Source organism: Streptomyces sp. NPDC058632 (genome assembly GCF_042717095.1).
Lineage (GTDB): Bacteria > Actinomycetota > Actinomycetes > Streptomycetales > Streptomycetaceae > Streptomyces.
Genome location: NZ_JBHXQZ010000005.1, coordinates 107,182 through 132,327 on the forward strand (window position 1 = coordinate 107,182; position 25,146 = coordinate 132,327).

27 protein-coding genes and 1 pseudogene are annotated in these 25,146 nt (G+C 71.7%); 10 read left to right on the top strand and 18 right to left on the bottom strand.

What is annotated here, in order from left to right; translation table 11 throughout:
* Positions 1-80: 80 nt before the first annotated feature.
* Positions 81-1,364 (bottom strand): geranylgeranyl reductase family protein, encoded by a 1,284-nt coding sequence (locus ACFWVE_RS03940; protein ID WP_384007937.1) that lies wholly within the window; start codon positions 1,362-1,364, stop codon positions 81-83.
* 97 nt (positions 1,365-1,461) lie between these two features.
* Here ACFWVE_RS03940 and ACFWVE_RS03945 point away from each other — a divergent pair.
* Together ACFWVE_RS03945 and ACFWVE_RS03950 are read left to right on the top strand one after the other, a co-directional pair.
* A pseudogene (locus ACFWVE_RS03945) lies at positions 1,462-1,965 on the top strand (GNAT family N-acetyltransferase).
* 128 nt (positions 1,966-2,093) lie between these two features.
* The gene (locus tag ACFWVE_RS03950) at positions 2,094-2,450 is read left to right on the top strand and encodes a PASTA domain-containing protein (RefSeq protein ID WP_384007983.1); all 357 of its coding nucleotides are present in this window, start codon (positions 2,094-2,096) and stop codon (positions 2,448-2,450) included.
* Positions 2,451-2,490: 40 nt separating this feature from the next.
* On the opposite strand, the gene ACFWVE_RS03955 is transcribed toward ACFWVE_RS03950, so the two are convergent.
* The 3 genes from ACFWVE_RS03955 to ACFWVE_RS03965 all read right to left on the bottom strand — a co-directional run bounded on the left by ACFWVE_RS03955 (position 2,491) and on the right by ACFWVE_RS03965 (position 6,101).
* Positions 2,491-3,186, bottom strand: coding sequence for a demethylmenaquinone methyltransferase (locus ACFWVE_RS03955; protein ID WP_384007939.1), 696 nt, complete (start codon positions 3,184-3,186; stop codon positions 2,491-2,493).
* A gap of 156 nt (positions 3,187-3,342) precedes the next feature.
* The gene (locus tag ACFWVE_RS03960; RefSeq protein ID WP_384007941.1) at positions 3,343-5,643 is read right to left on the bottom strand and encodes a bifunctional polysaccharide deacetylase/glycosyltransferase family 2 protein; all 2,301 of its coding nucleotides are present in this window, start codon (positions 5,641-5,643) and stop codon (positions 3,343-3,345) included.
* Positions 5,640-6,101, bottom strand: a complete 462-nt coding sequence (locus ACFWVE_RS03965; RefSeq protein WP_384007943.1) for a hypothetical protein — start codon at positions 6,099-6,101, stop codon at positions 5,640-5,642. The genes ACFWVE_RS03960 and ACFWVE_RS03965 overlap by 4 nt, the downstream gene beginning before the upstream one ends.
* A 206-nt stretch (positions 6,102-6,307) precedes the next feature.
* On the opposite strand from ACFWVE_RS03965, the gene ACFWVE_RS03970 reads away from it, so the two are divergent.
* Positions 6,308-7,309: a chitinase gene (locus tag ACFWVE_RS03970; protein WP_384007944.1), complete on the top strand. Its 1,002-nt coding sequence runs from the start codon at positions 6,308-6,310 to the stop codon at positions 7,307-7,309.
* 35 nt (positions 7,310-7,344) lie between these two features.
* Here the strand turns inward: ACFWVE_RS03970 and ACFWVE_RS03975 are convergent, their stop codons facing one another.
* The 4 genes from ACFWVE_RS03975 to ACFWVE_RS03990 form a co-directional block, all read right to left on the bottom strand.
* Positions 7,345-7,827 carry a hypothetical protein gene (locus tag ACFWVE_RS03975; protein ID WP_384007945.1) on the bottom strand — a complete coding sequence of 161 codons (483 nt, stop codon included), beginning with the start codon at positions 7,825-7,827 and terminating at the stop codon, positions 7,345-7,347.
* Positions 7,828-7,834: 7 nt separating this feature from the next.
* On the bottom strand, positions 7,835-9,034 hold the full coding sequence (mqnC, locus tag ACFWVE_RS03980; RefSeq protein ID WP_384007947.1) for a cyclic dehypoxanthinyl futalosine synthase: 1,200 nt from the start codon (positions 9,032-9,034) through the stop codon (positions 7,835-7,837).
* A gap of 168 nt (positions 9,035-9,202) precedes the next feature.
* Entirely contained in the window at positions 9,203-10,000 is a 798-nt protein-coding gene (locus ACFWVE_RS03985; RefSeq protein ID WP_384007948.1) for a prepilin peptidase, read from the bottom strand.
* A gap of 7 nt (positions 10,001-10,007) precedes the next feature.
* Positions 10,008-13,013, bottom strand: a complete 3,006-nt coding sequence (locus ACFWVE_RS03990) for a BTAD domain-containing putative transcriptional regulator (RefSeq protein ID WP_384007950.1) — start codon at positions 13,011-13,013, stop codon at positions 10,008-10,010.
* A 346-nt stretch (positions 13,014-13,359) separates the two neighbouring features.
* Here ACFWVE_RS03990 and ACFWVE_RS03995 point away from each other — a divergent pair, with 346 nt between their 5' ends.
* The 5 genes from ACFWVE_RS03995 to ACFWVE_RS04015 all read left to right on the top strand — a co-directional run bounded on the left by ACFWVE_RS03995 (position 13,360) and on the right by ACFWVE_RS04015 (position 16,057).
* Entirely contained in the window at positions 13,360-13,491 is a 132-nt protein-coding gene (locus ACFWVE_RS03995; RefSeq protein WP_384007952.1) for a DUF397 domain-containing protein, read from the top strand.
* Between the two features lie 185 nt (positions 13,492-13,676).
* Positions 13,677-14,651 (top strand): putative T7SS-secreted protein, encoded by a 975-nt coding sequence (locus ACFWVE_RS04000; protein ID WP_384007953.1) that lies wholly within the window; start codon positions 13,677-13,679, stop codon positions 14,649-14,651.
* Entirely contained in the window at positions 14,648-15,043 is a 396-nt protein-coding gene (locus ACFWVE_RS04005) for a hypothetical protein (RefSeq protein WP_384007955.1), read from the top strand. Before ACFWVE_RS04000 ends, ACFWVE_RS04005 begins: the two co-directional genes overlap by 4 nt.
* Before the next feature lie 37 nt (positions 15,044-15,080).
* Positions 15,081-15,686, top strand: coding sequence for a hypothetical protein (locus ACFWVE_RS04010; protein WP_384007957.1), 606 nt, complete (start codon positions 15,081-15,083; stop codon positions 15,684-15,686).
* A 41-nt stretch (positions 15,687-15,727) separates the two neighbouring features.
* Positions 15,728-16,057: a hypothetical protein gene (locus ACFWVE_RS04015; protein WP_384007959.1), complete on the top strand. Its 330-nt coding sequence runs from the start codon at positions 15,728-15,730 to the stop codon at positions 16,055-16,057.
* Positions 16,058-16,075: 18 nt separating this feature from the next.
* On the opposite strand, the gene ACFWVE_RS04020 is transcribed toward ACFWVE_RS04015, so the two are convergent.
* The 10 genes from ACFWVE_RS04020 to ACFWVE_RS04065 all read right to left on the bottom strand — a co-directional run bounded on the left by ACFWVE_RS04020 (position 16,076) and on the right by ACFWVE_RS04065 (position 23,484).
* Positions 16,076-16,411 carry a hypothetical protein gene (locus tag ACFWVE_RS04020; protein WP_384007961.1) on the bottom strand — a complete coding sequence of 112 codons (336 nt, stop codon included), beginning with the start codon at positions 16,409-16,411 and terminating at the stop codon, positions 16,076-16,078.
* Between the two features lie 104 nt (positions 16,412-16,515).
* Positions 16,516-16,977 carry a TadE/TadG family type IV pilus assembly protein gene (locus ACFWVE_RS04025; protein WP_384007963.1) on the bottom strand — a complete coding sequence of 154 codons (462 nt, stop codon included), beginning with the start codon at positions 16,975-16,977 and terminating at the stop codon, positions 16,516-16,518.
* Entirely contained in the window at positions 16,974-17,435 is a 462-nt protein-coding gene (locus ACFWVE_RS04030) for a TadE/TadG family type IV pilus assembly protein (protein ID WP_384007965.1), read from the bottom strand. Before ACFWVE_RS04030 ends, ACFWVE_RS04025 begins: the two co-directional genes overlap by 4 nt.
* On the bottom strand, positions 17,436-17,885 hold the full coding sequence (locus ACFWVE_RS04035) for a TadE family protein (RefSeq protein ID WP_363033907.1): 450 nt from the start codon (positions 17,883-17,885) through the stop codon (positions 17,436-17,438). It lies immediately after the preceding gene.
* A gap of 69 nt (positions 17,886-17,954) precedes the next feature.
* Complete coding sequence (locus ACFWVE_RS04040; protein WP_042176810.1) at positions 17,955-18,206, bottom strand: hypothetical protein; 252 nt, start codon at positions 18,204-18,206, stop codon at positions 17,955-17,957.
* Between the two features lie 120 nt (positions 18,207-18,326).
* On the bottom strand, positions 18,327-19,235 hold the full coding sequence (locus ACFWVE_RS04045) for a type II secretion system F family protein (protein ID WP_384007985.1): 909 nt from the start codon (positions 19,233-19,235) through the stop codon (positions 18,327-18,329).
* A gap of 14 nt (positions 19,236-19,249) precedes the next feature.
* A complete protein-coding gene (locus ACFWVE_RS04050; RefSeq protein WP_384007987.1) occupies positions 19,250-20,245 on the bottom strand; it encodes a type II secretion system F family protein in 996 nt (331 codons plus the stop codon).
* Positions 20,246-20,381: 136 nt separating this feature from the next.
* Complete coding sequence (locus ACFWVE_RS04055) at positions 20,382-21,689, bottom strand: CpaF family protein (protein ID WP_384007967.1); 1,308 nt, start codon at positions 21,687-21,689, stop codon at positions 20,382-20,384.
* Positions 21,686-22,735, bottom strand: coding sequence for a hypothetical protein (locus ACFWVE_RS04060; RefSeq protein WP_384007969.1), 1,050 nt, complete (start codon positions 22,733-22,735; stop codon positions 21,686-21,688). Before ACFWVE_RS04060 ends, ACFWVE_RS04055 begins: the two co-directional genes overlap by 4 nt.
* 17 nt (positions 22,736-22,752) lie before the next feature.
* Positions 22,753-23,484, bottom strand: coding sequence for a hypothetical protein (locus tag ACFWVE_RS04065; protein ID WP_384007971.1), 732 nt, complete (start codon positions 23,482-23,484; stop codon positions 22,753-22,755).
* A 601-nt stretch (positions 23,485-24,085) separates the two neighbouring features.
* Here ACFWVE_RS04065 and ACFWVE_RS04070 point away from each other — a divergent pair.
* Positions 24,086-24,481 (top strand): sortase-dependent protein, encoded by a 396-nt coding sequence (locus ACFWVE_RS04070; protein ID WP_384007972.1) that lies wholly within the window; start codon positions 24,086-24,088, stop codon positions 24,479-24,481.
* The gene (locus tag ACFWVE_RS04075) at positions 24,478-25,101 is read left to right on the top strand and encodes a class F sortase (protein WP_384007973.1); all 624 of its coding nucleotides are present in this window, start codon (positions 24,478-24,480) and stop codon (positions 25,099-25,101) included. Before ACFWVE_RS04070 ends, ACFWVE_RS04075 begins: the two co-directional genes overlap by 4 nt.
* Positions 25,102-25,146 lie beyond the last annotated feature (45 nt).

A 25,146-nucleotide genomic window follows, 5' to 3' on the forward strand; every position in this document is an offset into this window, starting at 1 on the left:
GGGGCCCCTTCCCCCTGGCTCCGGCCGTCCACAGCGCCGCTCAGGGCCGCGCGCCCCGGGCGGCGGCACCGCCGCGCGGGTCACGCCTTCGGCGCCACCTTGCTCAGGCCGTTGATGATGCGGTCCATCGCGTCGCCGCCCGTCGGGTCCGTCAGGTTGGCGAGCAGTTTCAAGGTGAACTTCATCAGCATCGGGTGCGTCAGGCCGCGCTGGGCGGCGATCTGCATGATCTTCGGGTTGCCGATGAGCTTCACGAACGCGCGGCCGAGCGTGTAGTAGCCGCCGTAGGTGTCCTTCAGGACGCGCGGGTAGCGCTGGAGGGCCGTCTCCCGCTGGGCCGGCGTCGCCCGCGCGTGGGCCTGGACGATGACCTCGGCGGCGATCTGCCCGGACTCCATGGCGTACGCGATGCCCTCGCCGTTGAACGGGTTCACCAGGCCGCCCGCGTCACCGACGAGCAGCAGCCCGCGCGTGTAGTGCGGCTGGCGGTTGAAGGCCATGGGAAGCGCGGCGCCGCGGATCGGGCCGGTCATGTTGTCCGGGGTGTAACCCCACTCCTCGGGCATCGACGCGCACCATGCCTTCAGGACCTCGCGCCAGTCCAGTTCCTTGAAGGAGTCCGAGGTGTTGAGCACGCCGAGGCCGACGTTGCTCGTCCCGTCGCCCATGCCGAAGATCCAGCCGTAGCCGGGCAGCAGCCGGTCCTGCGGGCCGCGGCGGTCCCACAGCTCGAGCCAGGACTCCAGGTAGTCGTCGTCGTGGCGCGGCGAGGTGAAGTACGTACGGACCGCGACGCCCATCGGACGGTCCTCGCGGCGGTGCAGGCCCATGGCCAGGGACAGCCGCGTGGAGTTGCCGTCGGCGGCCACCACCAGCGGGGCGTGGAAGGTGACTTCCCGCTTCTCCTCGCCGAGCCTGGCCTTCACGCCGGTGATGCGGCCGGTGCGGTCGTCGATGATCGGCGCGCCCACGTTGCAGTGCTCGTACAGGCGCGCGCCGGCCTTCTGGGCCTGCCGGGCGAGCTGTTCGTCGAAGTCGTCGCGCTTGCGGACCAGGCCGTAGTCGGGGAAGGAGGCGAGGTCCGGCCAGTCGAGCTGGAGGCGGGACCCGCCGCCGATGATGCGCAGGCCCTTGTTGCGCAGCCAGCCCGCCTCTTCGGAGATGTCGATGCCCATCGACACCAGCTGCTTGGTGGCGCGCGGGGTGAGGCCGTCGCCGCAGACCTTCTCCCTCGGGAACTCGGTCTTCTCCAGCAGGAGCACGTCGAGACCGGACCTCGCCAGGTGGTACGCGGTCGCGGAGCCGGCCGGCCCCGCGCCCACGACGATCACATCGGCGGTGTTGTCGGAGAGCAGCTCGGTCACGGCGGGTTCTCCCCAGGTTCGAAATCTGCGTGCCGACGGCACTGGACACGGGCAGTCTATGCAGCGGCCCCGATCACCCTGCCGAAGGGCCGCCTCGATGAATCCAGCCCCGCCCGCCGTGCGGCTTCGCGTACCCACCCACGAGGACGCCTTCACCTGGCACCGGATCTTCGTCGATCCGGAGGTCATGGAGTTCCACGGCGGCAGGGCCGCGGAGCTGTCGGTCCACGGGGGGGCTCACCGCCCGCCGGCGGCGGCGGCACGACGCCTAACTCGGTTTCCGCCCGTGGACCGTGGCCGGCGGGGCGGACCGCGTCGTCGGCTTCACGGGCGCCCAGCCCTGGGAGCGGGACTGGGGTCCGAGGGGCGAGATCGAGATCGGCCGGCGCCCCGGCCGGGAGCACCGGGGCAAGGGGTACGCCACCGCTGCCGCACGCCGGAGCGCGTGCGCGCCACCGGCGTGCGGGACGCGGTCGCGATGGTCGACGCCCGCAACACCCGCTCGGCGGCGGTCACCCGGCGGCTCGGGATGCGCCTCGCCGAGACGTTCACGATCCCGGCCTCGCACCGGGAGGGCCACTGCTACCGGCTGGCCCTCTGAAAGCGGAGTGAGAGTTCCCGGTTAAGTCACCCACCGTGACGGATTGTCACAGATAGCCACGGAATACTTCCTTCCGGTGCGTGACCGTGCCTACGCTGCCGGTACCGCTGGGGGTGACATCCGTGCGTATGCAACCCAGAACACCCGAGGTGCGCGTTCCCCGCCTGGTCGGCCTGATGGCCGTGGACGCGCGCGAGTCGGCCCGTGCGCGTGGCCTGTCCCTCGAGGCGCCGGACCGGCCGGACTTCCACCTGACCGTCGTCGAGTACGTCGTGCGCCAGTATCCGCAGCCCGGCACCGGGGTGCCGCGGGACTCCTCGGTGCACGTGTGGTTCGACTTCGGGGAGGGGGACGGCGGAGGAGGGGTGCGTGAGCCGCGCGGACCGGCGCCTCCCGGCGGCGGCCTCCGGCGGGAACTGGACGAACCGGGAACCCCGTACGCGGCCGCGCCCCGCACGGCGACGGCGCTCCTCGGCCCGCCCTGACTCCGCCCGCGCGCCCTGTGCGCGCCCTGCGTGGCTCGCCTCAGCCCGCCTTGTGGCCCCGGTGCAGTGCGACCACGCCGCCCGTGAGGTTGCGCCAGGCGACCTTCGTCCAGCCGGCGCCCTGGAGCCGCTCGGCCAGGGCGGGCTGGTCGGGCCATTCCCGGATGGACTCGGCGAGGTAGACGTACGCGTCGGGGTTCGACGACACCGACCGGGCGACCGGCGGCAGCGCCCGCATCAGGTACTCGGTGTACACGGTGCGGAACGGCGCCCAGGTGGGCTGCGAGAACTCGCAGATGACGAGGCGCCCGCCGGGCCGGGTCACCCGGTGCATCTCACGCAGCGCGGCGTCCGTGTCCTGGACGTTGCGCAGCCCGAAGGAGATGGTGACGGCGTCGAAGACGTCGTCCTTGAAGGGCAGCCGGGTCGCGTCGCCGGCGGTGCAGGGCAGCCAGTTCCGGCGCTGCTTGCCGACCCGGAGCATGCCGAGGGAGAAGTCGCAGGGGACGACGTAGGCGCCGGCCTGCGCGAAGGGCAGCGAGGACGTCGCCGTGCCGGCCGCCAGGTCCAGGACCTTCTCGGCGGGGCGCGCGCCGACCGCCTTGGCCACCTCCTTGCGCCAGATCCGGTCCTGGCCGAGCGACAGCACGTCGTTGGTCAGGTCGTACCGTGCCGCCACGTTGTCGAACATCGAGGCGACTTCGTGCGGCTGCTTGTCCAGGGATGCGCGGGTCACGGACCCATTCTTGCAGTCCGCTCCCGGGGCGGGAGCCCCGGCTTCCCGCCCGCGCCCCGCGGCACCCCCGCTCCGTGTGCCCGCCGGCGCACCCCCGTCGGCGCATCCCCGCCGGCCCGTCTCCGTCGACCCGTCCCCGTCGGGGGGGGGTACCCGTCAGCCCGCCCCCGCCGACGCACCGACCTCGCCCGTACGCTTCAGCTTCTGCCAGCGCAGCCGGCCGCCGGTCAGGGCGGTGACACAGGAGTGGATGAGGACGAGGTACATCATCTGCCGGTAGGCCAGCTGCTGCAGCGGCATCATCAGCAGGTACCGGTACTTCTCGCGGTCGAGGCGGAAGGCGTACGCGGCACACACCAGCTGGACCCCCAGCACCGCCAGCCACGCCACCAGCGCCGCCGTGAAGTCGACGAAGACCATCGAGTACACGGTGAACACGTCGATGAGCGGCGCGAACACCGGTGTGACGATCTGGAAGAGCACCACGAGCGGCATCCCGACCCGTCCGAACCGTCCCGAAGGCCCCTTGTCCGTCAGGGACTTGCGGTGCTTCCACAGCGCCTGCATGGTGCCGTACGACCAGCGGTAGCGCTGCGACCAGAGCTGCTTGAGCGAACCCGGCGCCTCGGTCCAGGCGCGGGCGTGCTCCTGGTAGACGACCCGCCACCCGGCGCGGTGCAGGGCGATGGTGATGTCGGTGTCCTCGGCGAGCGTGTCCTCGCTCATGCCGCCGGCCTGGAGGACCGCCTCGCGGCGGAACGCGCCGATCGCGCCGGGGATGGTCGGCATGCAGCGCAGCAGGTCGTACATGCGCCGGTCGAGGTTGAAGCCCATCACGTACTCGATGTGCTGCCAGGCGCCGATGAGGGTACGCCGGTTGCCGACCTTGGCGTTGCCCGCGACCGCGCCGACGCCGGGGTCGGCGAAGGGCTGCACCAGGTGCCGTACGGTGTCCGGCTCGAAGACGGTGTCGCCGTCCATCATCACGACGATGTCGTGGCCGGCGTGCCGGACGCCGTTGTTCAGCGCCGCCGGCTTGCCCGCGTTCGCCTGCCGCACGACGCGGACGTTCGGCAGGCCGAGCGACTCGGCGATGTCCGCCGTCCCGTCCGTGGAACCGTCGTCCACCACGATGATCTCGATCGGGTGCGTGCTCCCCGCCAGCGACCGGAGGGTGTTGGCGATGCACTCCTTCTCGTTGTACGCCGGGACGATCACGCTCACCGGGCGGGCGACGGGCGGCCCCCAGCCGAACCGGCGTCTGTTGCGCTGCCGGTGGTGGCGCCGGGCGAGGACCAGCATCAGCCCGAACCGGCCGAGGACCGCCACGCCGACCACCACCAGGGCGGCCGACAGCACCGGCACCGTCCACTCCGCGACGGTGACGGCGGCGACGAGCGCCTTGCCCTCGTACAGCGTCGCGCCGGACGCCTCGCGGTGCGCGGCCTGGAGGGGGTTCCCGCCGCCGGGGGCGCCCGCGGCCGGTTGCCGCCCGGGCACGGTGGTCCCGTCGGCCTGCTCCTCGGTCCCGGCGCCGTCCCCGGCCTGCTGTCCGGAGGCGTCGGCGTTCCCGGTCCGCTGTCCGGACATGGCGCCGCTGACGGTGGTGAAGGCGTATCCCTTCGCCTTCATCTTCTCGATGTACGTCGCCAGCGCCTCCACGGTCTGCGAGCGCTCGCCGCCGGAGTCGTGGAAGAGCACCGACGCGCCCTCGCCGTCCTCGGGCGTCGCCCCCTTCACGATCTTTGACACCCCGGGCTGCTTCCAGTCCTCGCTGTCGGTGTCGATGAAGACACTGGTGTAACCGTCCTCGCCGAGCTGCTGGTAGACCCGCCAGCTGTAGTTGTCGATGGCGTCCGTCTTCGAGGAGTACGGCGCGCGGAACAGCGTGGTGGTGATCCCGGCCGCTCCCGCCAGCGCGAGCTGGGTCTGCTCCATCTCGCGGGTGAGGCGGGAGGCGCTCTGGTAGGACAGGTCCACGTGCGTGAAGGTGTGGACGCCCACCTCGTTGCCCTGGTCGACCAGGTCCCGCACGATGTCCGGGTGGCGCGAGATCATGGAGCCGACCAGGAAGAACGTGCCGGGGACGTCGTGCTCCTCCAGGACCTGGAGCACCTTCGGCGTCCAGGTGGGGTCGGGGCCGTCGTCGAAGGTGAGCACGATCGTCCTGTCCGGTACGGACACGGTCGTGGCCTGACCGCCCGGGAAGTCGAGGATCGGTCCTCCGTCGAGGATCTCCTCCGGTACGTCACCGGCGTCGGCCCCGGCGCGCACCCGCTGGTCGCCGCCGACCTCGGCGCGCAGATAGCCGTCGAGCAGCAGGACGCAGGTCAGGGCGAGCAGGAGCAGCAGGGCGAGCAGGACCCGGGGCCGCTGGAGCGCGGCGGCCCGGCCTGCGGCGCGTTCGATACGGGTGGGGGCGCGGCGTCGGCCGCGCGAGGGCGTGCCGACGGTCATGAGGCGGCACCGCCCGTGGGCGAGGCACCACCGGTGGGCGGGGCACTACCGGTGGGTGGGGCACTACCGGTGGGCGGGGCACCGGTGGGCGGGGCACCGGTGGGCGGGGCACCGGTGGGCGGGGCACCGGTGGGCGGGGCACCCGTCGGTGCCGTACCGCCGCCCGGTGGGCCCCCGTCCTGTCCCGGTGCCCCGCCCCGGCCGTCACCGAAGGGCAGCAGCGAGGCCGGGGTCACGGAGGTGCCGATGCCCAGGAAGGTCAGGCCCAGCACGAACGCGTAGCCGACGCAGACAGTGCCGGCCAGGAGGCCGATCCGGCGCAGCAGTCTGGCCCGGCGTCCGGAGCTGTCGACGAACACGGGCCCTTCACCGGACCTCTTGCCGCGGCGGCTGCGGCGGCTGTGGCGGCGCCCGCGCACGTCGTCGGCGCGGCTCTCGATGGCGGGATCGGAATGCATTCCCCGGACGGTAGACAGCCTTGTCTGCCGAAAACCTGGTCCCCGCTGTGAGGTGCACAGGAAAACGCGCGCAGCCTTTCCTTTCGCTGAGGATTCACGGCCTCCGGCCCCTCCGGGGCCTGTTCTCCCAGGTGGGGCACAGGACGCCGTGCGAGGTTTCCGGTTGCGAACCCGAACCGTCGTACGCGCGAAGGAGAACGAACGCCATGAGCGGTCCACTGAAGTCCGTCGCCGGGCTCGTCTGTCTGTTCGTCCTGGCCACGGCGGGCTGCTCGGCCCAGGCCGACCCGGACGAGCAGGACGACCGGGGCGACCGGGCGTCGTCCGCGCCGGTCACCGCGTACGCCCCCTACGTCAGTGCCACCACGGCCGCCGACCAGGACGCGGCCGGCTCCCCCAGCGCCTACAACCTGGCCTTCGTGCTCTCCTCCGGTGAGGGCTGCGCTCCGGCCTGGAACGGCACGCTTCCCCTCGACGACACGTCCGTGACGTCCCGCATCTCGGAACTCACCGCCTCCGGCGCCGCTGCCCGCGTCTCCTTCGGCGGTGCGTCCGGCACGGAACTCGCCGCGGCCTGCGACAGCGCGGAGGAACTGGCGAAGGCGTACGGCACGGCGCTGGACGCGGCAGGCGCCACCCGGGCGGACTTCGACATCGAGGGCGACGAACTGGCCGACCCCGACTCCGTGGCCCTGCGCTCGGAGGCGATCGCGCTGCTGCAGGAGGAGCGTACGGAGCTGGAGGTCTCCTTCACCGTCCCGGTGATGCCCTCGGGTCTCGACGAGGACGTCCTGGACCTGCTGGACTCCGCCAACGACCACGGCGTGCGGGTCGGCACCGTCAACCTCATGACGATGAATTACGGGGAGTCGTACGACGGTGACATGGGCGACTACGCCGTCACCTCGGCGGAGGCCGCGAACGCCCAGCTCATGGAGGTCTTCGGCTTGTCGGGGACCGCTGCCTGGCGGGGCATGGCGCTCACGTCGATGATCGGTGTCAACGACGTCGAGGGCGAGACGTTCACCCTGGCGGACGCGGCGCAGGTGCGCGCCTTCGCGGAGGAGAAGGGCATCGCCTGGGTGTCGATGTGGTCGTCCTTCCGGGACCAGCAGTGCGCGGAGGGCTCCGGCGCGGAGGATGCCGCGACCGACTGCAGCGGGGTGGAGCAGGAGCCGGGCGCCTTCGGGGAGGCCTTCGCGGGCTGACGAGGCCTTTCGGAGGCCGGTCGGCACCGGACCGGTCAGCGCCGGCGGTGCACCAGGCGTCCCGCGCACACGGTCGCGACGCAGGCACCGGTGCCGTCGAAGACCGCCAGGTCCGCGCGGCCGCCGACGACGAGCGCCTCGGGGTGGAAGGACGTCAGGACGACGACGTCGTTGCGTTCGGCCGCGGCGCGCAGTCCGGGTGCGGCGGCGTGCTCCGCCAGTACCGCCACCGCGCCGCGCTTGAGCACCTCGTGGACGCGTTCGCGCGGGCTGGGCGCGTCCGGGAGCGGCCCCCGGTGGATCCGCCCGGGCCCGAGCGTCCCGGGCCAGCGCCGCACCCTGGCGCCCGGAAACCGGCCCTCCACCTCCGCCGGCGGCCCGACGGCGACGATCCGGCCGCCGTCGACGGCGACGGCACCGCCCGTCGACGGCTCGGCGGCATCCGTCGACGGCTCGGCGGCGTCCGCAGGGGCGTCCCAGGTGAGGCGCACCACCTCCGCCGTGTGAATCGTCAGCACGGGCGGATCAGTTGGAGGCGAGGAGCTTCAGCTCCGGGTGGGCCGTGCCGCCCTCGATCGCCGTGGAGGAGATGTGGGAGGCCACGCGGTCGTCGACGGGGTCGTTCGCCGGGTCGTCGTGCACGACGAGGTGGTCGTACGTGGTCGACCGCTGGGCGGGCACCCGGCCGGCCCGGCGGATGAGGTCGATGATCTCCAGGCGGTTGGAGCGGTGCTTGGCGCCGGCGGAGGAGACGACGTTCTCCTCGAGCATGATCGAGCCGAGGTCGTCCGCGCCGTAGTGCAGGGAGAGCTGGCCGATCTCCTTGCCGGTGGTCAGCCAGGAGCCCTGGATGTGGGCGACGTTGTCGAAGAACAGCCGGGCGACGGCGATCATCCGCAGGTACTCGAAGATCGTGGCCTGGGTGCGGCCCTTCAGATGGTTGTTCTCGGGCTGGTAGGTGTACGGGATGAAGGCGCGGAAGCCGCCCGTACGGTCCTGCACGTCCCGGATCATGCGCAGGTGCTCGAGGCGCTCGGCGTTGGTCTCGCCGGTGCCCATCAGCATGGTGGACGTCGACTCGACGCCCAGCCCGTGCGCGATCTCCATGATCTCCAGCCAGCGCTCGCCGGACTCCTTCAGCGGCGCGATGGCCTTGCGCGGCCGCTCGGGCAGCAGCTCGGCACCGGCCCCGGCGAAGGAGTCGAGCCCGGCCGCGTGGATCCGGGTGATGGCCTCCTCGACCGACACCTTCGAGATCCGGGCCATGTGCTCGACCTCGCTCGCCCCCAGGCTGTGGATGACGAGCTGCGGGAACTCCTTCTTGATGGCGGCGAAGTGCTTCTCGTAGTACTCGACGCCGTAGTCCGGGTGGTGGCCGCCCTGGAACATGATCTGCGTACCGCCGAGCTCGACGGTCTCGGCGCAGCGCCGCAGGATGTCGTCGAGGTCGCGGGTCCAGCCCTTGGCGGTGTCCTTCGGCGCGGCGTAGAAGGCGCAGAAGCGGCACGCGGTGACGCAGACGTTCGTGTAGTTGATGTTGCGCTCGATGATGTACGTCGCGATGTGCCCGGTCCCGGCGTACCGGCGGCGGCGTACGGCGTCGGCGGCGGCGCCCAGCGCGTGCAGCGGGGCGTCGCGGTAGAGGTCGAGCGCCTCTTCGGGGGTGATCCGCCCACCGGCGGCAGCACGGTCGAGGATGGGCTGAAGGTCGGCCTTCTCGGTCACCGGGCGTCCCTTTCGTAAGGTTCGTAAGGGTTGTGGACGGGCTGAGCCAGCCTACGCCAGCGGCCCGGGGCGCCCGACGTCAGGCCGTACCGGCACCCGTCGGCCCCGTGCGCCCCGTGCGCCCCGTCGATCGCCGACCGCGTCGGCCACCCTGCACCTGCCCAGGCGTCACACCGTGTACGCCCCGATCAGCAGCCCGACGAACGCACCGGCGATCAGGAACGGTCCGAAGGGGATCGCCGTCCTGCGTCCCGCCCGCCGCGCGACGACGAGGGCACCGCCGTACAGCGCCCCGAACAGGAACCCGGCGAAGGTGCCGAGCATCACGGTCGGCCAGCCGTACCAGCCGAGGACGGCCCCCGCGCCGAGGGCGAGTTTCACGTCGCCGAAGCCCATGCCGGCCGGGTTGATCAGGAACAGGACGAAGTAGCCGGCGCCGAGCGCGAGGGCGCCCAGCAGGGCGGCCGTCCAGGTGCCCGCGTGCTCGGGGAGAAGGGCGACGACGCCGAGCAGGGCGAGGGCGGCCGCGGCCAACGGGAGGGTGAGCGGGTCGGGCAGCCGCTGCACCCGGAAGTCGACGACCGCCAGCAGCACGCCGACGGGCGCGAGCAGCAGCCAGACGGCCAGCTCGGGCCGGGTCCCGGTGGCGGCGGCGAGGGCGGCGCACACGAGCGCGGTGGCGGCTGCGGGGGTGGCGGGCCCGGGACCGTACGACGTCCCTGCGGCCCTCTCTCCCTCCCCGCCTGCGCGCGGGGCGCCCTCTCCGCGCGGGACGCACTGTCCGCACCGGGCACGGCCGAGCCAGCCGCGCAGCGGATGCCCCTCGGGGCACCGGGCGCGCCACTCCTCACCCGCCGGGACGGCGAACCGGTGCACCGCGCGGGGCAGCAGCGCGCCCGCCACCGCGCCCCACAGCGCGGCGGCCAGGACGACGGCCGCGACCGGCGGCACCGGCAGGTCGCTCATGCGTCGCTCACCCCGCCGCCGTTGCCGCGACCGCGTCGCGCCAGGCCGGCAGCAGTTCGTCGAGCAGCGCCTCGGTGCGCGGCGGCAGCCCGCGGGCGCCGCTGCGGCCGATGAGGTCGGTGGCGAGGGCGGTGAGCCGGGAGGGGTCGTCGAGGGTGTGGGTGGCGCGCAGCAGTTCGTTCCACAGCCGCTCGTCGGCCGGGGCGGTGCGCAGGGCCGCGTCGAGTGCCTCGATGGCCTTCTCCGCGCGGCCCTTCTCCAGGTGGAACTCGGAGAGGGCGAGCCCGGTGTCGGCGACGAGCAGCGGAAGCTGGGCGTCGACGATCTCGTGGGTGAGCCAGCGGTAGCGGCCCTCGGGCCGGTCGGCGAGCAGCGGGCCGCGCACCAGCACCAGCGCGTCGGTGAGCAGCCGCCCGCGGACGGCGCGGCTGTCGACGCCCTTGCCCCGGGTCGCCTCGTGGTACAGCGACCGCAGCACGTCCAGGTCGGAGACGACGGACTTGGCGAGGGTGAGCCGCCCGGTGCGGTCGGTGCCGAGGCGAGGGGTGCCGTCGGGGTCGGTGCCGAGCCAGGCCCGCAGCCGGTCCAGGAGCGCCTCGCGCACGTCGTCGGTGACACCGCGCGGCCACAGCGCGGAGGACAGCACGCGCGGGTGCACGCCCTCGCGGTGCAGGAGCAGCAGGGCGAGCGCTTCGTGGAGCAGGGCGCTGCGCTCCCCGTCCGGGGTGTCGAGCCCGATGATCTCGTACGACCCGACGAGGCGCGCGTACACGGCCGGCCGGCCCTGTTCGCTGATGTCGACGAGGAACGGCGGGGTGTTGACCGGCCCGTCGGGACCGCGGTCCGGGTCGGCCGCGACGAACAGTTCGACGACCGCGCGCTGTTGGGCGGCGGGCAGGAGCTGGGCGTCGAGTTCGAGGCCGAGCAGGGGTGCGAGCAGCTTGCCCTCGCCGGTGATCTCCATCTCCCAGGCGGCGCCCGGCAGATCGCCGCTCCCGGTGCCGACGAGGTAGCCGATGCCGAGGCGGCTCGCGTCGGCGGCGAGTTCGGCGAGCCTGACGGCGTCCTCGGCGGACGGCTCGGCGGCGAGCAGGACGAGCTGCGGGGCCCAACGGGTGTGCTGGGCCGGGCCGGTGCGTCCGGTGAGGACGGAGTCGTGCCCGGCGGCGCCCAGCGCGCCGCGCCGCTGCCGCGTCTCCGCCTCCATGGTCTCGACGAGCGCCTCGATGTCGTCGAGGTGGCGGAGCCGGTTGGGGGCGAGCGGGGTCAGGTCCTCGCCGAACCCGACGAGGGTGACGGTCATACGGTCCGACCATCCGTTGGTCGCCAGCTCGGCGGCGACGGAGGCGAACACGGCGGCCCGGTCGGCCTCGCTGCCGCTCAGCGAGACGATCCCGGGGACGGACTCCAGGTTGAGCAGCAGCCGCGAGTCGTCCATGGTGCCGAGGCTGACCAGACCGGGGTACGGGGCGGCGGTGTCGACGTCCTCGTACTGCCCGGCGTCGTCCTTGGCCAGCGTCCAGAACGTCTGGTCCTGTCCGAGCCGCCACGGCGCCGGGGGCCTGCCGGCCGGCTGGGCGAGCTGGAGGTGCAGGTCGCCGTCACTGAGCCAGGCGGCGTACACCGTCGGCAGGGCACGCGACTCGGCGGCGAGGGAGGCGGCGAGCCCGCGCAGGGACCGGTCGAGCAGCCGTACGCCCTCCGGGTCGGCGCCGACGAGCAGCGCGTCCTGGACGTCCTGGGCGTCGCCTTCCGGCGTGGGCGGCTCCATCCCGCGCCGCCCGCCGATCCCCCCGAGCGCCGACTGCCACAGCGCCTGCCGGCGCCGGTGCCCGAGGGCCCCGAGGAGGCCGGCGGCGAGGAGGGGCGCGGTGAGCAGGGCTTCGGGCAGGCCGAAGGAGGAGGTCTCCTGGGCGGGGGTGGCGTGCTGCGGGGCGGGGGCGGGCCGCTGGTGACCGGCCTGGTCGGCGGCGGGCGCGGGCTGCCGCTCGGGGGCGGGACGCTGCTCGGGTGCGGGCCGTTGCTCGGGCACGGAGACGTGGGCAGCACCCCCGCCACCGCCCTGGGCGCGCTCCCCGGTCCTGGCGTAGTCGTGGATCTGCTGCTGAACGTCCGGCGAGACCTCGGGCGTCTCGTCCGGCATCTCGACGAGGTCGCCGCCGCGCGCGTCGCCGGGCATCTCCATGATCCAGCCGGGCCGGATGAGGCTGGCCTCGGAGAGCCTGGAACCGTCGGGCTGGGTGCGGTCCTTGTTGAGCGCGAAGATCTCCTTGTACCGGCGCCCGTCCCCGAGGTGCCGTTCGGCTATCTCCCAGAGGGAGTCGTGGTGACGCCCCTCGGGCGGCTGGATCCGGTAGAACTTCGTGTCGTCCCGCTGGGCGGCGCTGCCCCCGGCGTCGGCGCGGGCGGCGGCGTGGGAGGCCTGCTCGGCGAGCGCGGCGGCCCCGGCGGCCTGCTCCTGCTGCTGGGCGAAGAGCCCCGGCGTCTGCCGGGCGGTGGCGGCCGTGGCCTGCTGGTTCCCTTCGGCTCCCTGTCCCAGCTGCGAGAGCCCCGGCGTGAAACTGGCCGCGGCGGCGCCGACGAGCAGCAGCGCGGCGACGAGTTGACGCGCGAGCAGCTGGCTGGGCCCGGCCCCGGGCACCCGCCCCGGCACCCCGACACCGGAGAGCGCGGCCTTCATCTCGACGAGCACGCAGGCGGTGAACTGGGCCCAGGCGACCCAGACGAAGAAGACCAGGATGCTCTGGAAGGTCTCGACGGAGACCTCCGTCCTCAGCCACTCCATGGGCTCGAACGAACTCGGCAACGGCCAGCCCGCGACCACGGCGAGCGCGGCCGGCACCCCCACCACCAGAACGAGCAACGCCACGAAGGCGAGGAACGCCTTGACGAGGTCCCCGAAGGTCCGCCGCCGTATCCGCACGGCCTGAGGCGTCCGGTTCCGCGGAGCGGCGGAGCCTCCGCTGCGGTCTCCCGTCGCGCTGGACGAGCTTGGACTACGGCGTCGTGGCATGGCGGGTGTCCCGGGTCGTGTGGTGTGGGAGGGGTTCTGGAGGTCCGGCGTGGGGTGAGACGAGATCAGGTGATGAAGGGCGTACTGAGCCTACAGAGATCCTATGGACTCGAACCGGCCCCGAAGAAGCCCACCTTCACACCCCCCGTTCCCGTCACACCGCCGCGAGGTCGCACCACACGTACTCGCCCCGGTTGCCGTCCCCGGCCGGCGGCTGCCAGCCCCAGAGGTCTGCGCAGTTGAACCAGCTTCGAACACTGTTCCGTAGAGTGGAGAAGGCGTCGCTGGACCCCACGGCGTCGCTGGACTTCATCCACCACTCGGCGAAGGAACTGTGAGGCGAGCCATGACCGAGCCCCTGCGCCGGCGGAAGTCCTCGTTCTCCGGCGGCGGTGACGGCAACACCTGCGTGGAAATCGCCCCGTTGCGTACCCGAGTCGCGATACGCGACTCGAAGAACCCGTCCCGGGCACGGTGACCATCCCGGTCGGCTCCTTCACCGCCCTCGTCCAGAGCCTCAAGACGACCACCGCCCGACAGGGCGCCGACTCCACCCACCCCCAACGTTCTGCTCCCTCACGCCCCCACGGAACAAGCAGCGCGTGCGATAAGTTCATACGCACGTTCCAACGGTAGACATTGCGTGTGCAGGGGGAGAACGCGGTGTCGCACAGGCCGACGGACTGGCACGTACTCGATCTGGAGAAGGACCCGACACCGGGCGATCCGCAACGCGTCCGCGAACTCGCCGGCGCTCTGCACGACTTCGCCGACGACGTGGGCGAGGCCCTGCGCGACCTCAAGGGCATCGCCAAGGAGGACGAGATCCTCTCCTGGGCGGGCAGGACGGCGGACGTGTTCGCCGAGGAGTTCGCGGACGCGCCCAGGAGGCTGCGGAAGTTGAGGAAGTCGTACGACCTGGCGGGCGACGCCCTCGCCACCTTCTGGCCGGACCTGGAGGACGCCCAGGAGAAGGCCGACAAGGCGCTGCTCGACGGTCGCAAGGCCCGCGACGAACTCACCACCGCGCAAACGGCGTTGTCGGGTGCCGACGACTGGGTCCGCACGGCGACCGGGAAGGTGGACTCGTACGACCCCGCGAAGAGCGGAGGCAGGGACGTCCCCAAACCCGACGAGGCCGACGTCCGCCGCGCCACCCGCGACGCCCAGCACGCGAAGGCCCGCCAGGCCACGGCCGAGCGGAACGTCGAGAGCGCGCAGAGCGCCCTCGACGCGGCGAAGAAGCTCGCCGGTCAGGCGAAGGGCCTGCGTGAAGAGGCTGCCCGCCGGACGGTCACCAAGCTGAGGGAGGCCTCCGACGCCGGAATCCCCAACCGCCGCTGGTGGGAGGAGATCGGCGACTGGGTCACCGACAACTGGGACGAGATCGTCCTCGTCTGCAAGTGGGTCGTGGCCATCCTCGGCATCATCGTGATGATCGTCGGTGGCCCACTGGGCTGGCTGGTCTTCGCGGCGGCCCTCGTCGTGATGGCCGACACGTTACGAAAAGTCGTCGAGGGCGAGGCCGGGTGGGGCGACCTGCTCTGGGCAGCCCCGGACTGCATACCCGCGACCAAGGGCATCGCGAGCCTCGCCGAACTCGGCAAGTTCTGGAGCGAACACGTGGAGCTCCAATGATTCGACCCGTAGGTTTCTTCTCAGAGCTCTCGCCCGGCTGGGGTCTTCTTGAAAGCGGCTCGATCAAAGACGCAGTGCGCTCTTCAGGCGAGCCAGACGAAAAAGGGATCGTCTCCTACCTCATGAATGGCACAGGAATCTGGAGCGAGATGAGCGCCGGACCCGACGTGCTGGATCCAGATGGCCCCCTCCTGCCAGGCATTGGCTCCCTCCATACCGACGGAGAATGGATTTGGCGCGGCGACCTTTCGTACTACGTTGCCACCCACCACATATCTTTGCCTGTCGAATTCGTCACTCACATCAGGAATGCGAACCATTCCCCTCCGGAGGTAACAGAAAACAGACTGACCGAGATCGCGATGACGGACCTCGGCATGGATCTCGATTAAAGATTCACGAAGAACAGCGGAAGAGAGCACAGTACTGATGCCAAGTTCCTCATTGGCGGTCCCGGACTCGTGGTGGGAGTTCGACATCCGCCCGGAAGGACGCGAGGCCACGATCCGGGCCCTCGTCGAGGAGCGGATCCGTGAACTCCCGGAACTCGCCCCGTACCGCGCCGACCTGACCGCCATGCTCCGCAGGATGGCGAAGGACGCCCACGACTCCGGTGCCCTCCATCTCGGCTGCATGGCCGAGAACTTCGACGGCGTCCCGCTCTCCGCGACCGTCACGGTCTTCGTCCTCGGTGCCAGGAACGAACAGGGCGTGGCCCTGTCCACCGACCCGCGGGCCATCGCCGAGAGCCTGGGCACGATCACCGCCCGCCGCGAGGGCGACGCCTGGCGCGAGGTCACGACCGTCGACATCCCCGACGTGGGCCCGGTCGCACGGACCTACGGCGTCGAGGACGTGCCCGTCGCGCGGGGCGACAGTCGTACCCTCCGTATGGTGCTGACGCAGACGTACATTCCCGTGCCGGGAACCACCGACCAGGTCGTCCTCGTCTCCGGGGCCAGTCCGGTGCTGGACCTGGCCGAGGCGTTCCACGACGTCTTCGACGCGGTGACCAGCACCTTCCGCTTCGTCTGAACAGGTCGGCAGAAGATCCGCACAAGAGAGGACTCCGGGCCATGGGCAAGAGCGACCTCGCGCTCCCGCTGAGCGAGATGGAGGACTACGGGCGCCGGCTGCGGTCGCTCAGGACACGGCTGAACCACACCAGGAAGCTCTTCGACTCCTACAAGGACGACATCGGCGACGGCGGCGTCAACGACGCGCTCTCCGACTTCGAGTCCAACTGGGAGGACGGACGCGAGGACATCTCCCAACAGCTCGACGCCCTCGCCGGCCTGTCCGACGCCGTCGTCCGCGAGTTCAAGAAGCTCGACGACGAACTCACCCAACAGGTCAAGGACAAGATGCAGGTCAAGGACGAGCGGGGCGGCAAGGCCGACGCGTAGCGGGCCGGCGTCAGAGCTTCAGCGTGCGCGCGATGCCGTCCACGATGCCCTCCAGGGGTGGGTGGCGTCCGGATGGACGGCGTCGAGCTCCAGGACGGCCGCCACCGCATGGTGCCCGCTGACGTACCAGCCGAAGGCGCCGAGGGGCTCGCGGGTACGGCAGTCGGCCGCCGCGCGCTTGAGGTCGCGGGCCAGCAGACGGGCGTTTCCCTTCTCCCCGTCGCGCTCGTACCGTTCGGCGAGTTCCTTCGCCTGGTACGTGGCCCAGTGGTCCAGGTCCAGGGTGCCGGACAGGGGGAACGGTACCCGGTCCTGCGAGCACCCCAGGCCGAGGTTCGACAGGCCGTCGGTCATGTCCGTGGTCACTCCGTCCAGGTCAGTGAGGAGGCGATGCCGTCGAGACCGGCTGTCGTGCCCTCTCCTCGTCACCCATCCCTCGCCCTCACTCCGGCCCCGGCTCAGCCGACCTCGTTCTCCGCCACCGCCCGGCCGCGGACCACCACGTCGCCGCCGTAGAACACGCCGGTGAAGACGGGCGAGTACGTCAACTGGACCTGTACCTCGACGCCCTGGGCGCTCGCCGCCACGCAGTGCGTACCGGCGACGTCCGCGCCGGACATGTCCACCTCGCGGGCGAAGGCCTTCACCCGGGCGTCGCAGTTCTCGTAGTTGATGGGCGCGGGCTCGTCCACGTTCTCGTACAGGGCCTCGCGGTCGATGTCCTGGGCGGCGTAGCGGGCGACCTGTTCCGCGATGTCGGCGGCACGCTCGCGCTGGGAGATGGAGAGGCCGCCGTCGATGACGAAGGCCGCGAGGGAGATGAAGACCAGTGCGAAGATGATGACCGCGCCGGCGCCGGAGCCACGGTCGTCGAACCCCGGACCGCGACGCTTCGGCCACGTACGCACATGTGCCCTCACGCCGTCCTCCGGTACGGGTCCAGCGGTGAACTGAAGCTCGCGGACAGGGTCGTCGGGATGTTCAGGCCCAGGGTGGCCAGGCCGCGCACCTCGCAGCTCACCTCGACCGTGAAGAGGGTGTCCGGTTCGAAGCCCGGGCTGGTCTGTACGACGTTCACCGGACCCGAGCAGATGTCCGCGAGGTTCGCCTCGGCCGCGTTGCGCGCCTCGGCCATCGCCCGCGCGTGGTCCTTCTGGATGGAGCCCGCGCGGGCCGCGTCCCGGGCGGCGCCGTCCAACGCTCCGCGCCCGCTGACCAGTTGTCCGAACGCCACCAGCACCAGGATGAACAGGATCATCACCGGGGCGAGGATCACCACCTCGACGGTGGACAGGCCGCGGTCGTCGACGGGCAGCCGGCGGGACAGGCCCCGGCCGTCCACCGGCCCCCGGCGCTCCGGCCGGAGGGGGAGGTCCATCTAGTTCTCCCCCTCTTCCACGAACCGCTCCACCGGCCCCGCCGACCGGGCGTGCACCGTGAGGTCGAGACCCGGGAACACCGTCGGGATGCGTGCCGTGATCTCCACGCCCACCGTGTCCTGCTCCGGCTGGAGCATCCGCACGTCCGGCGACAGCACCAACTGCGGTCCCAGTTGCCGGATGTAGCTGTCCACCACGTCCCGCGCCTCGCCCCGCCAGCCGCCGGGCTGGTCGTGCGCCGTCGCCCGTGCCTTGCGCGCGCCCGCCTGCGCCGCCGCCTGGGCGACGTGGTCCGCGAAGAAGTACAGCGCGAACTGCACCGTCGCGAAAATCATGAAGAACAGGACCGGAGTGAGCAGCACGAACTCGATCGCGGTCATGCCGGAGTCGCCGCGGGCGGAGGCGGCCTCCACCCGTCGGCGTACCCAGCGACGTACGCGCACCGGCATCCCCGTTCCCCGTAGGCGTCAGGTGTCAGACGTTCGGCAGTGACAAAGGCAGTGACAAAGTACGTACGGTCAGCAGGTGCTGCCCGCGTTCGCGCCCTTGATGCAGTCGCCGACCTTGTTGGCGCCCTCGCTCAGCGCGGCGTTGATGATGGCGGCGACCACGCCGACGATCGCGACGACGACCGCCGAGATGATGACCCACTCCACCGCGGAGGCGCCGCGGTCCAGTTCGCCGGAGCGGGCGCGCTCCACGCGGGCCTGCATGAAGGTGACCAGGAAGTCCACGGCGGGGATGCCGGTGTGGAAGGTACGTCCGTTCATGACGCTTCGTCCTTTCGTATGCGGTTCACAGATGCTCTGACGTACGGTTCACGGCTGTTGGTTCGCAAGGGGCGGTGCGGGGCCCATGGTGCGCGGCGGCACCGCTCCCGTGCACGGTTCTCACACCTGGAACACCCTCATCGCCGCCGGGAAGATCAGGAACACGAGGAACCCCGCACACAGCAGCAGCTGCGCCACGAGCATCGACTGGGACTTCTCGCCCGCGCTGCCCTCGATCTCGGAGAGTTCGCGGTGCCGCATGGTCTCCGCGCGGGAGGCGAGGGACTCGCGGACCTTGGCGCCGTCGTCCGCGACCAGGGCGAGGGAGGCGGAGAGGTCCTTCAGCTCCTCGACGCCCAGCTCCTCACCGAGCTGCCCCAGCGCCTGCCACTGGCTGATACCGGTGATACGGGCGTCGGCGAGGGCGTTGCGGATGCGCTGCGTCGCCCAGCCGTCGGACACCTCGGCCGCCGCCATCAGCGCCTCGGGGAGGCCGCGCCCGCCGGCCAGGCTCATCGACACCAGGTCCAGATAGGCGCCGATGACCCGGCGCAGGTCGCGCCGCTTCTCGGCCGCGTCCCGGCGTACCTCCAGGTCGGGCAGGAAGAAGAAGACGGCCGAGCAGAGCAGCGCCAGCCAGACCGGGACGACCGGGCTGCGGCTGAAGCCGAGCGTCCAGACGACCGCGAAGAGGAACGGCCCGAAGAACAGGCCCCCCGCCGCCAGCAGCACCTTCGTCGCCAGGAACTTCTCCCAGCTGCGCTCCAGTACGGCCAGGTCGGCGCGCAGCGAGCGCTGCTCCCAGCCCTGCTGGAGATAGAACTGGGCGATGCGCGAGCCCACTTCGACGCGCAGCGACGCGAACCGGCCGGTGTCCTTCTGCGTGCGTGCCGACTCGTACGCCGCGCCCCGCGCCCGCATCGCGTCGATCCGGGCGACCTGGGCGACCGCGCTGCGCCTGGTGGGCATCAGGGCCCGGATCAGGACGTAGACGCCCAGCCCGAGGACCGCGCCGACGACCACCGGCATCGTCAGTTCGTCGTTCACCGTTGTACCCCCCTGCCCTGCTGGTGCGGGAGCCGCAGCGACGGCGCGTGCCCCGGTTCCGTCTGCTGCTGCCCCGCGGCGGCCGCCGCCCCCGGAGTACGGGGCCGTACGAACTGGACCGCCGCTTCGTCGCGCACCAGGAAGCGTTCGGGTGTCTCGATGGTGGACAGCTTGCGCAACCACCAGAAGCCGAGCGCGAAGAGCCCGCAGACGCACGCGAGGACGAGCTGTCCCACCGCCGTCCCGTACGGCTCGACGAACTCCCGGTTGAAGATGGCCAGTCCGAGGACGAATGAGATCGTGACGGCCACGACGATCTGCACCGACCTCCGGGTGGAGGCCCGTTGGGCCATCACGCGCTGCCGCATGTCGACCTCTTCGCGCGCCGACTTGGCCAGCGCGCCCAGTACCTGCCGCAGGCCGGGGCCCCGCAGCTTGGCGTTGAGGATGAGCGCGGCGACGATGATGTCGGCGGAGGCGTCGTCGATCTCGTCGGCGAGATGCTGGAGCGCCTCGGGCAGTGGGGTGCGGGAGCGCAACCGGTCGACGAGCGCGTCCAGATGGGGGCGCAGGACGGGTGCGGCAGCCCGCGCCGACGCCGGAATGGCCTGCTCGAGGCCCACCGCACCGGCGATGGTGTCGCGCAGCGACTCCGTCCAGGAGGCCAGGGCCTCCACGCGCCGCATGGCGGCCCGTTCCTCCGCGGCCCCGCCGAACAGGCGGTCCCAGAAGAAGACGAGGACGGCGGCGGCGACACCGGCGACGGTCCAGCGGGTCAGCAGCAGCACGGCGAGGCCGACGATCGCGGCGAGGGAGCCGCGCTGCCCCGCGAACCGGATCAGCTCGGCGGCACGCGCGCTCGTCTTCCGCTTCTCGTGCTCGGGCTTGGCGGGCAGCCCGCGTACGGCGACGACGAGCAGGGCGAGTCCGCCGCCGACGGCGATGCCGCACCCGAGCGCGTACAGGACCGTGGTGGAGAACAGTCCGCCCATCGAGCCGAGCGAGCCGGCGGCGGTGAGGTCCGTGGCGGCGGTGAGGTCCCTGACGGCAGTGGCAGTGTCGGCAGCGGCGGCGGTGTCGGCAGCGGCGGCAAGGAGGTCCGTGGTGGTCGTACGGGTCACCGGATCATCACCCCCACGTTCCGCTGGGGCGGTAGCCGTAGGCCATCAGTTCCTCCAGGCAGGCGATGGGGGCGTGCGGCACGACCCGGCCGTCGGGCGACTGGGTGAACACCTCGCTGGACAGGACGCGTCCGTCGACGCCGTTGACCTCGCGGACGGAGGTGACCATGCGCTGGAGCCGGCCGCCGGTCTGGAACTCGTTGCGCCGCTCGATGAAGACGACGAAGTTCACCGCGCCCGCGATCAGCATCTGACTGGCCTCGATGGGCAGTCGCTCCGTCGCCTGCAGGGCGTACGTCGAGATGCGGTTGAAGACCTCGCTGGAGCTGTTGGCGTGGATCGTGGACAGCGAACCGTCGTTGCCCTGCGACATCGCGTTCAGCATCGTCACGATCTCGTCGCCGAGCACCTCACCGACGATGACCCGCGAGGGGTTCATACGCAGGGACCGGCGCACCAGCTCGGCCATGGAAATGGTGCCCTGTCCCTCGGAGTTGGGCAGCCGCTCCTCGAACGCCACGACGTTCGGGTGGAGTTCGGGAAAAGAGTCGAGGCCGAGTTCCAGGGCCCGTTCGACGGTGATGAGACGTTCGTGCGGCGGGATCTCGTTGGCGAGGGCGCGCAGCAGCGTCGTCTTGCCGGCGTTCGTGGCTCCCGCGATCATGATGTTCTTGCGGGCACGCACCGCGCAGGCCAGGAAGTGTCCCAACTCCGGTGTGAGCGTGCCGTTCCCGACCATGTCGGAGATGAACACCTTGCCCATGCGGGCCCGTCGGATGGACAGCGCGGGGCGCCTCGTCACATCCATGACGGCGGAGAGACGGGAGCCGTCCGGCAGCCGCAGGTCGAGCTGCGGGTTCGCGGAGTCGAAGGGCCGGGAGGAGAGACCGGAGTACGCGCCGAGGACCTGGATGAGCTCGATGAGCTCCTCGTCGGTCTCGGCGACGGGCTCGCCCTGCGTCTCGTGGCCGTCCGCGTAGCCGACGAACACCTGGTCGCAACCGTTGATGTCGATGTTCTCGACCTCGGGGTCGTCGAGCAGCGGCTGGAGCCGCCCGACGCCGAACAGCGCGGCGTGCACGGCGGCCGCGTACTGCTCCTCGGTCTCGGCGTCCAGCGGCGTACGGCCCGCGTTGATCTCGGAGCGGGCCTGCTCCTCGAGGATCTGCGCTATGACGGCCCGCGCGAACTGGCGCTCGTCCTCGGTGGACATCGGCGTGACGCCGTTGACCTGGTCGAGGCGCCGCTGTTCGGAGATGCGGTCGCCGGCGTCCTGACGGAACCGCTTGACCAGTTGATGGTCGACAGCGGTCATCGCCCGGCTCCGGCGGCACGGCCGTCGGACCGGCCCTGCGCGGCCGACCGGCCCGGCTGACCCGGCTGAGTCGGCTGAGTCGGCTGAGTCGGCTGAGTCGGCTGAGTCGGCTGAGTCGGCTGAGTCGGCTGAGTCGGCGGTACGTGGTGCGCCTGTTGCGCGTACTGACCCTGCTGGGGCTGACCCTGCTGGGGCTGACCCTGCTGGGGCTGATGCGGCTGCTGAGGCTGAGCGGCGTGGGCGGAGGCCGTCCAGGCGGCGCCGTACTGCTGGTACAGGTCGGCGGTCACCTTGCGGGCGGTGCGGATCAGCAGTGACTTGTCGAGCCGGCCCCGCCTGCGGCCCGCCAGCTGCTCGGCGCCGGCCGGGTCGTCGGCGAGGGTGCCGACCACGCGGGCGCCGGTCTGGGCGTGCACGAGCATGTCGTTGACCTGGGAGGCGAGCTTGGCCGCGCTGCCGGTGTCGGCGATCAGGACGACACCGACCATGGGACTGCCCGGCCCGGCGACACGCGAACCGCCGTTCAGCTTGCCGGCCAGGGCGGCGGCACGGTCCCGGACCCGGGCGAGGGCCTCCGGTTCGGTACGCGAGACGAGCAGGACGAGGGAGGCGTGCGGGAACAGCTCGACCGCCGGCGTGTCACCGCTGATCCGCCCGCAGTCGGCGATGACGTCGGCGGCCGCGTGCGGGGAGTCGGCGAGGGAGGCGAAGGCGTGCCCGAGGGTCGGCCACAGGCCGGCGAGGCCGGCGGCCTGCTCGGAGTTGCCGAGTCCGACGAGCACTTCGAGTCCGCCGCTCAACGGCTGGACGTGGTCCCACAGTTGGTCGGGTACGAGCCCACGCCGCGCGGTGGCGGCGATGGACAGCATGCCGGTGTTGGGGTTGAGCGGACCGCCATGGGCGGCGGCGCTGCGGTAGACGAGGTCACCGCCCGCCGGGTCGGTCTCGGCGAGCAGCACACGCCGCGGCCAGACCGCCGCGAGAGCGACGGCCGCGGTGGTGACGCCGGGGGAACCCTTGTCGGCGGCGAGGGCGATCAGGGCCATGAGTGGGGTGCCGCCTTCTAATTGCCAGGAACGAGGACGAGAGCCACCTCGCCGTTGGAGGCGGCCTGGGTCAGTGCCGCCGCCTGGGCGCTGTCGACGACCAGCGTGACGGGCAGGTTGGCGCTGCTGACGATGCCGCTGTCGCCCTCCTGCTTGGGCACGGACTGCACGCGAGCCTGCTCGACGATCACGGAACTGCTGTTGCCCGTCGCGGAACCGCCATTTTCATCGGCTTCGTCCCCGGAGTCCGACCCGGCACCCCCGACGCGGTACGCGGCGACGGTGTCGCCGCCCTCGATACCGGCCGGGTACTGCCCCTCCTTGAGGGACAGGCCGACGATGGACTTGCCGTCCGGGACCTTGGCCTCACTGCCGAACATCTCGCCGACGGCGACGACGTTGGCCGGGACGGTGCTGACGGCCTTGAGCGCCTTCAGCGCGGACAGCTGGGTCCACGGGATGTAGTTGATCTCCGGATCGTCGACGACGAGTACCGATTCGACATTGCTGCCGTTGACCGACTGCCCCGCCGGGATCTCCTTGGTGACCTTGACGACCTCGATCCGGTCCCCGACCTGGAGCACCAGCATCGTGGCACCGAGCGCGCCCACCAGGATCAGCAGTACCGCGAGCGCGGCCAACGCGGGTTTGCGCTCGCGAGGCGGAGTGGGAAGCCGGTCACCGACCGACGGCTGAGCCGGAGCAGCGGAACGCCCCGCGCCCGCCCCCGTACGCTCCTGGATCTTCACGCAACCGCTCCCCGTACACCCAAGATGATGTCTGCCAAGTACCCCGAAAACCAGGACACTTCACCCACGTCCACTCGCGCACAGACATGCGGGACGCAACCGGGCCTACCGGCCCGACCTGGGCCGATAACCAGCGCCGAGGTGAGTGTCAAGCCATCGCACCGTACCAGTCACACATCAGCCCCTCAAGGCACACCCAACGTCACGGACACCACATGACGCACCGTTACTGATCTGCAATTTCACCCTTGGGCAACCCGGTTGGGAACTGCACCAAGGCGCAGCTCACCCCCTGTGCGCCGGCGAACCGCCGAGCCCGCCGGCCACTCACTCCACCCACCCGATCCGTCACACCTCAGCCATGAACCCCGCACGACTCGCTCACGCGAACCGTCTTCGGCGCTGCGCGACTTGACCATCCGACGCCCAGTCTCCCTCCCCGCGGAACCGAGGTCACGGGTTCAAGTCCAGCAGTAACCCCGGCCGTACGGCTTTGCCTTCTCTTTACAACCCGCTTCTCCGCTGTCTCGTCTCTCCGCTCGATCCGTAACGCAGCCCGCCGCGCCCACCGGGCGGGTGGACCGACGAAAGAGAGCGATTCATGCGCCGAACCGGCCTCAGTGCCATGGCACTCGCGTGCACCGTCGTACTGGCGGGCGCGATGCCCGCGTTCGCCGACGAAGGGTCCCCGACCCCGGCACCCACCCGGGCTGTCACCGAGCCCTCGCGCCAGGAAGCGACCCCTGCCCCGGCCCCCGACACCGACGCGACCCCCGTCCCTTCCGAAGCCACCGCCGCGACCCCCGTCCCTTCCACCGAGCCGCCCCGGGCCCAGGTGCCCGTCGTGCCCGGCGGAGCGCCGAACACCGGTGTGACGCCCACGGCGTCGGGCTCGGGGAACGAGAGCGCGCTGGTCGGTGGGGGCGTCGCCACCGCGGGCGTCCTGGTCGCCGGCGCGGCCTTCCTCGTGCGTCGTCGGCGCGCGACCGGGGCATGAGCCCGCTCTCCAGACGCGCCTTCACCACCGCGGCCCTGACCTCGCTGCTCGTGGGCTGTGGCGGCCATCCGGTCGAACGGGACACGGGCACGGGCGCCGCAAGCACACCGTCCCCCGCGCGACCTCCCGCGAAGTCGTCGCACACGCGCGGGCGTTCGGTCCCGCTCCGGCTGCGGATCCCGGCCATCGAGGTCGACACCCCGGTCATGCGGCTGGGCCTGGCCTCGGACGGCAGTATGCAGGTGCCCCCGATCACGGCGCACGACCGGGCGGGCTGGTACGAGCACTCGCCGACGCCGGGGCAGACCGGACCGTCGGTGATCGTCGGCCACGTCACGGTCGGGTCCCACGGGGACGGGGTCTTCCGGCATCTGTCCGCACTGCACCGGGGCGACCGGATCGAGGCACGCCTGGAGAACGGCGGGACGGCGGTGTTCACCGTCACCTCGGTGCGGACGGTCGCGAAGGCGGAGTTCCCGTCGGACGAGGTGTACGGGAACGTCGACCGGCCGGAGTTGCGGCTCATCACGTGCGGCGGCCCACGTACCGGTGAGGAGTACCGCGACAACGTGATCGTCTTCGCGGCGTTGAGCCCGACCGGCCCCGACCCCGGCACCTGAGCCGCCCACCGGCTCCCGGGCCGCCGGGGTCGGTGGAACCTGACC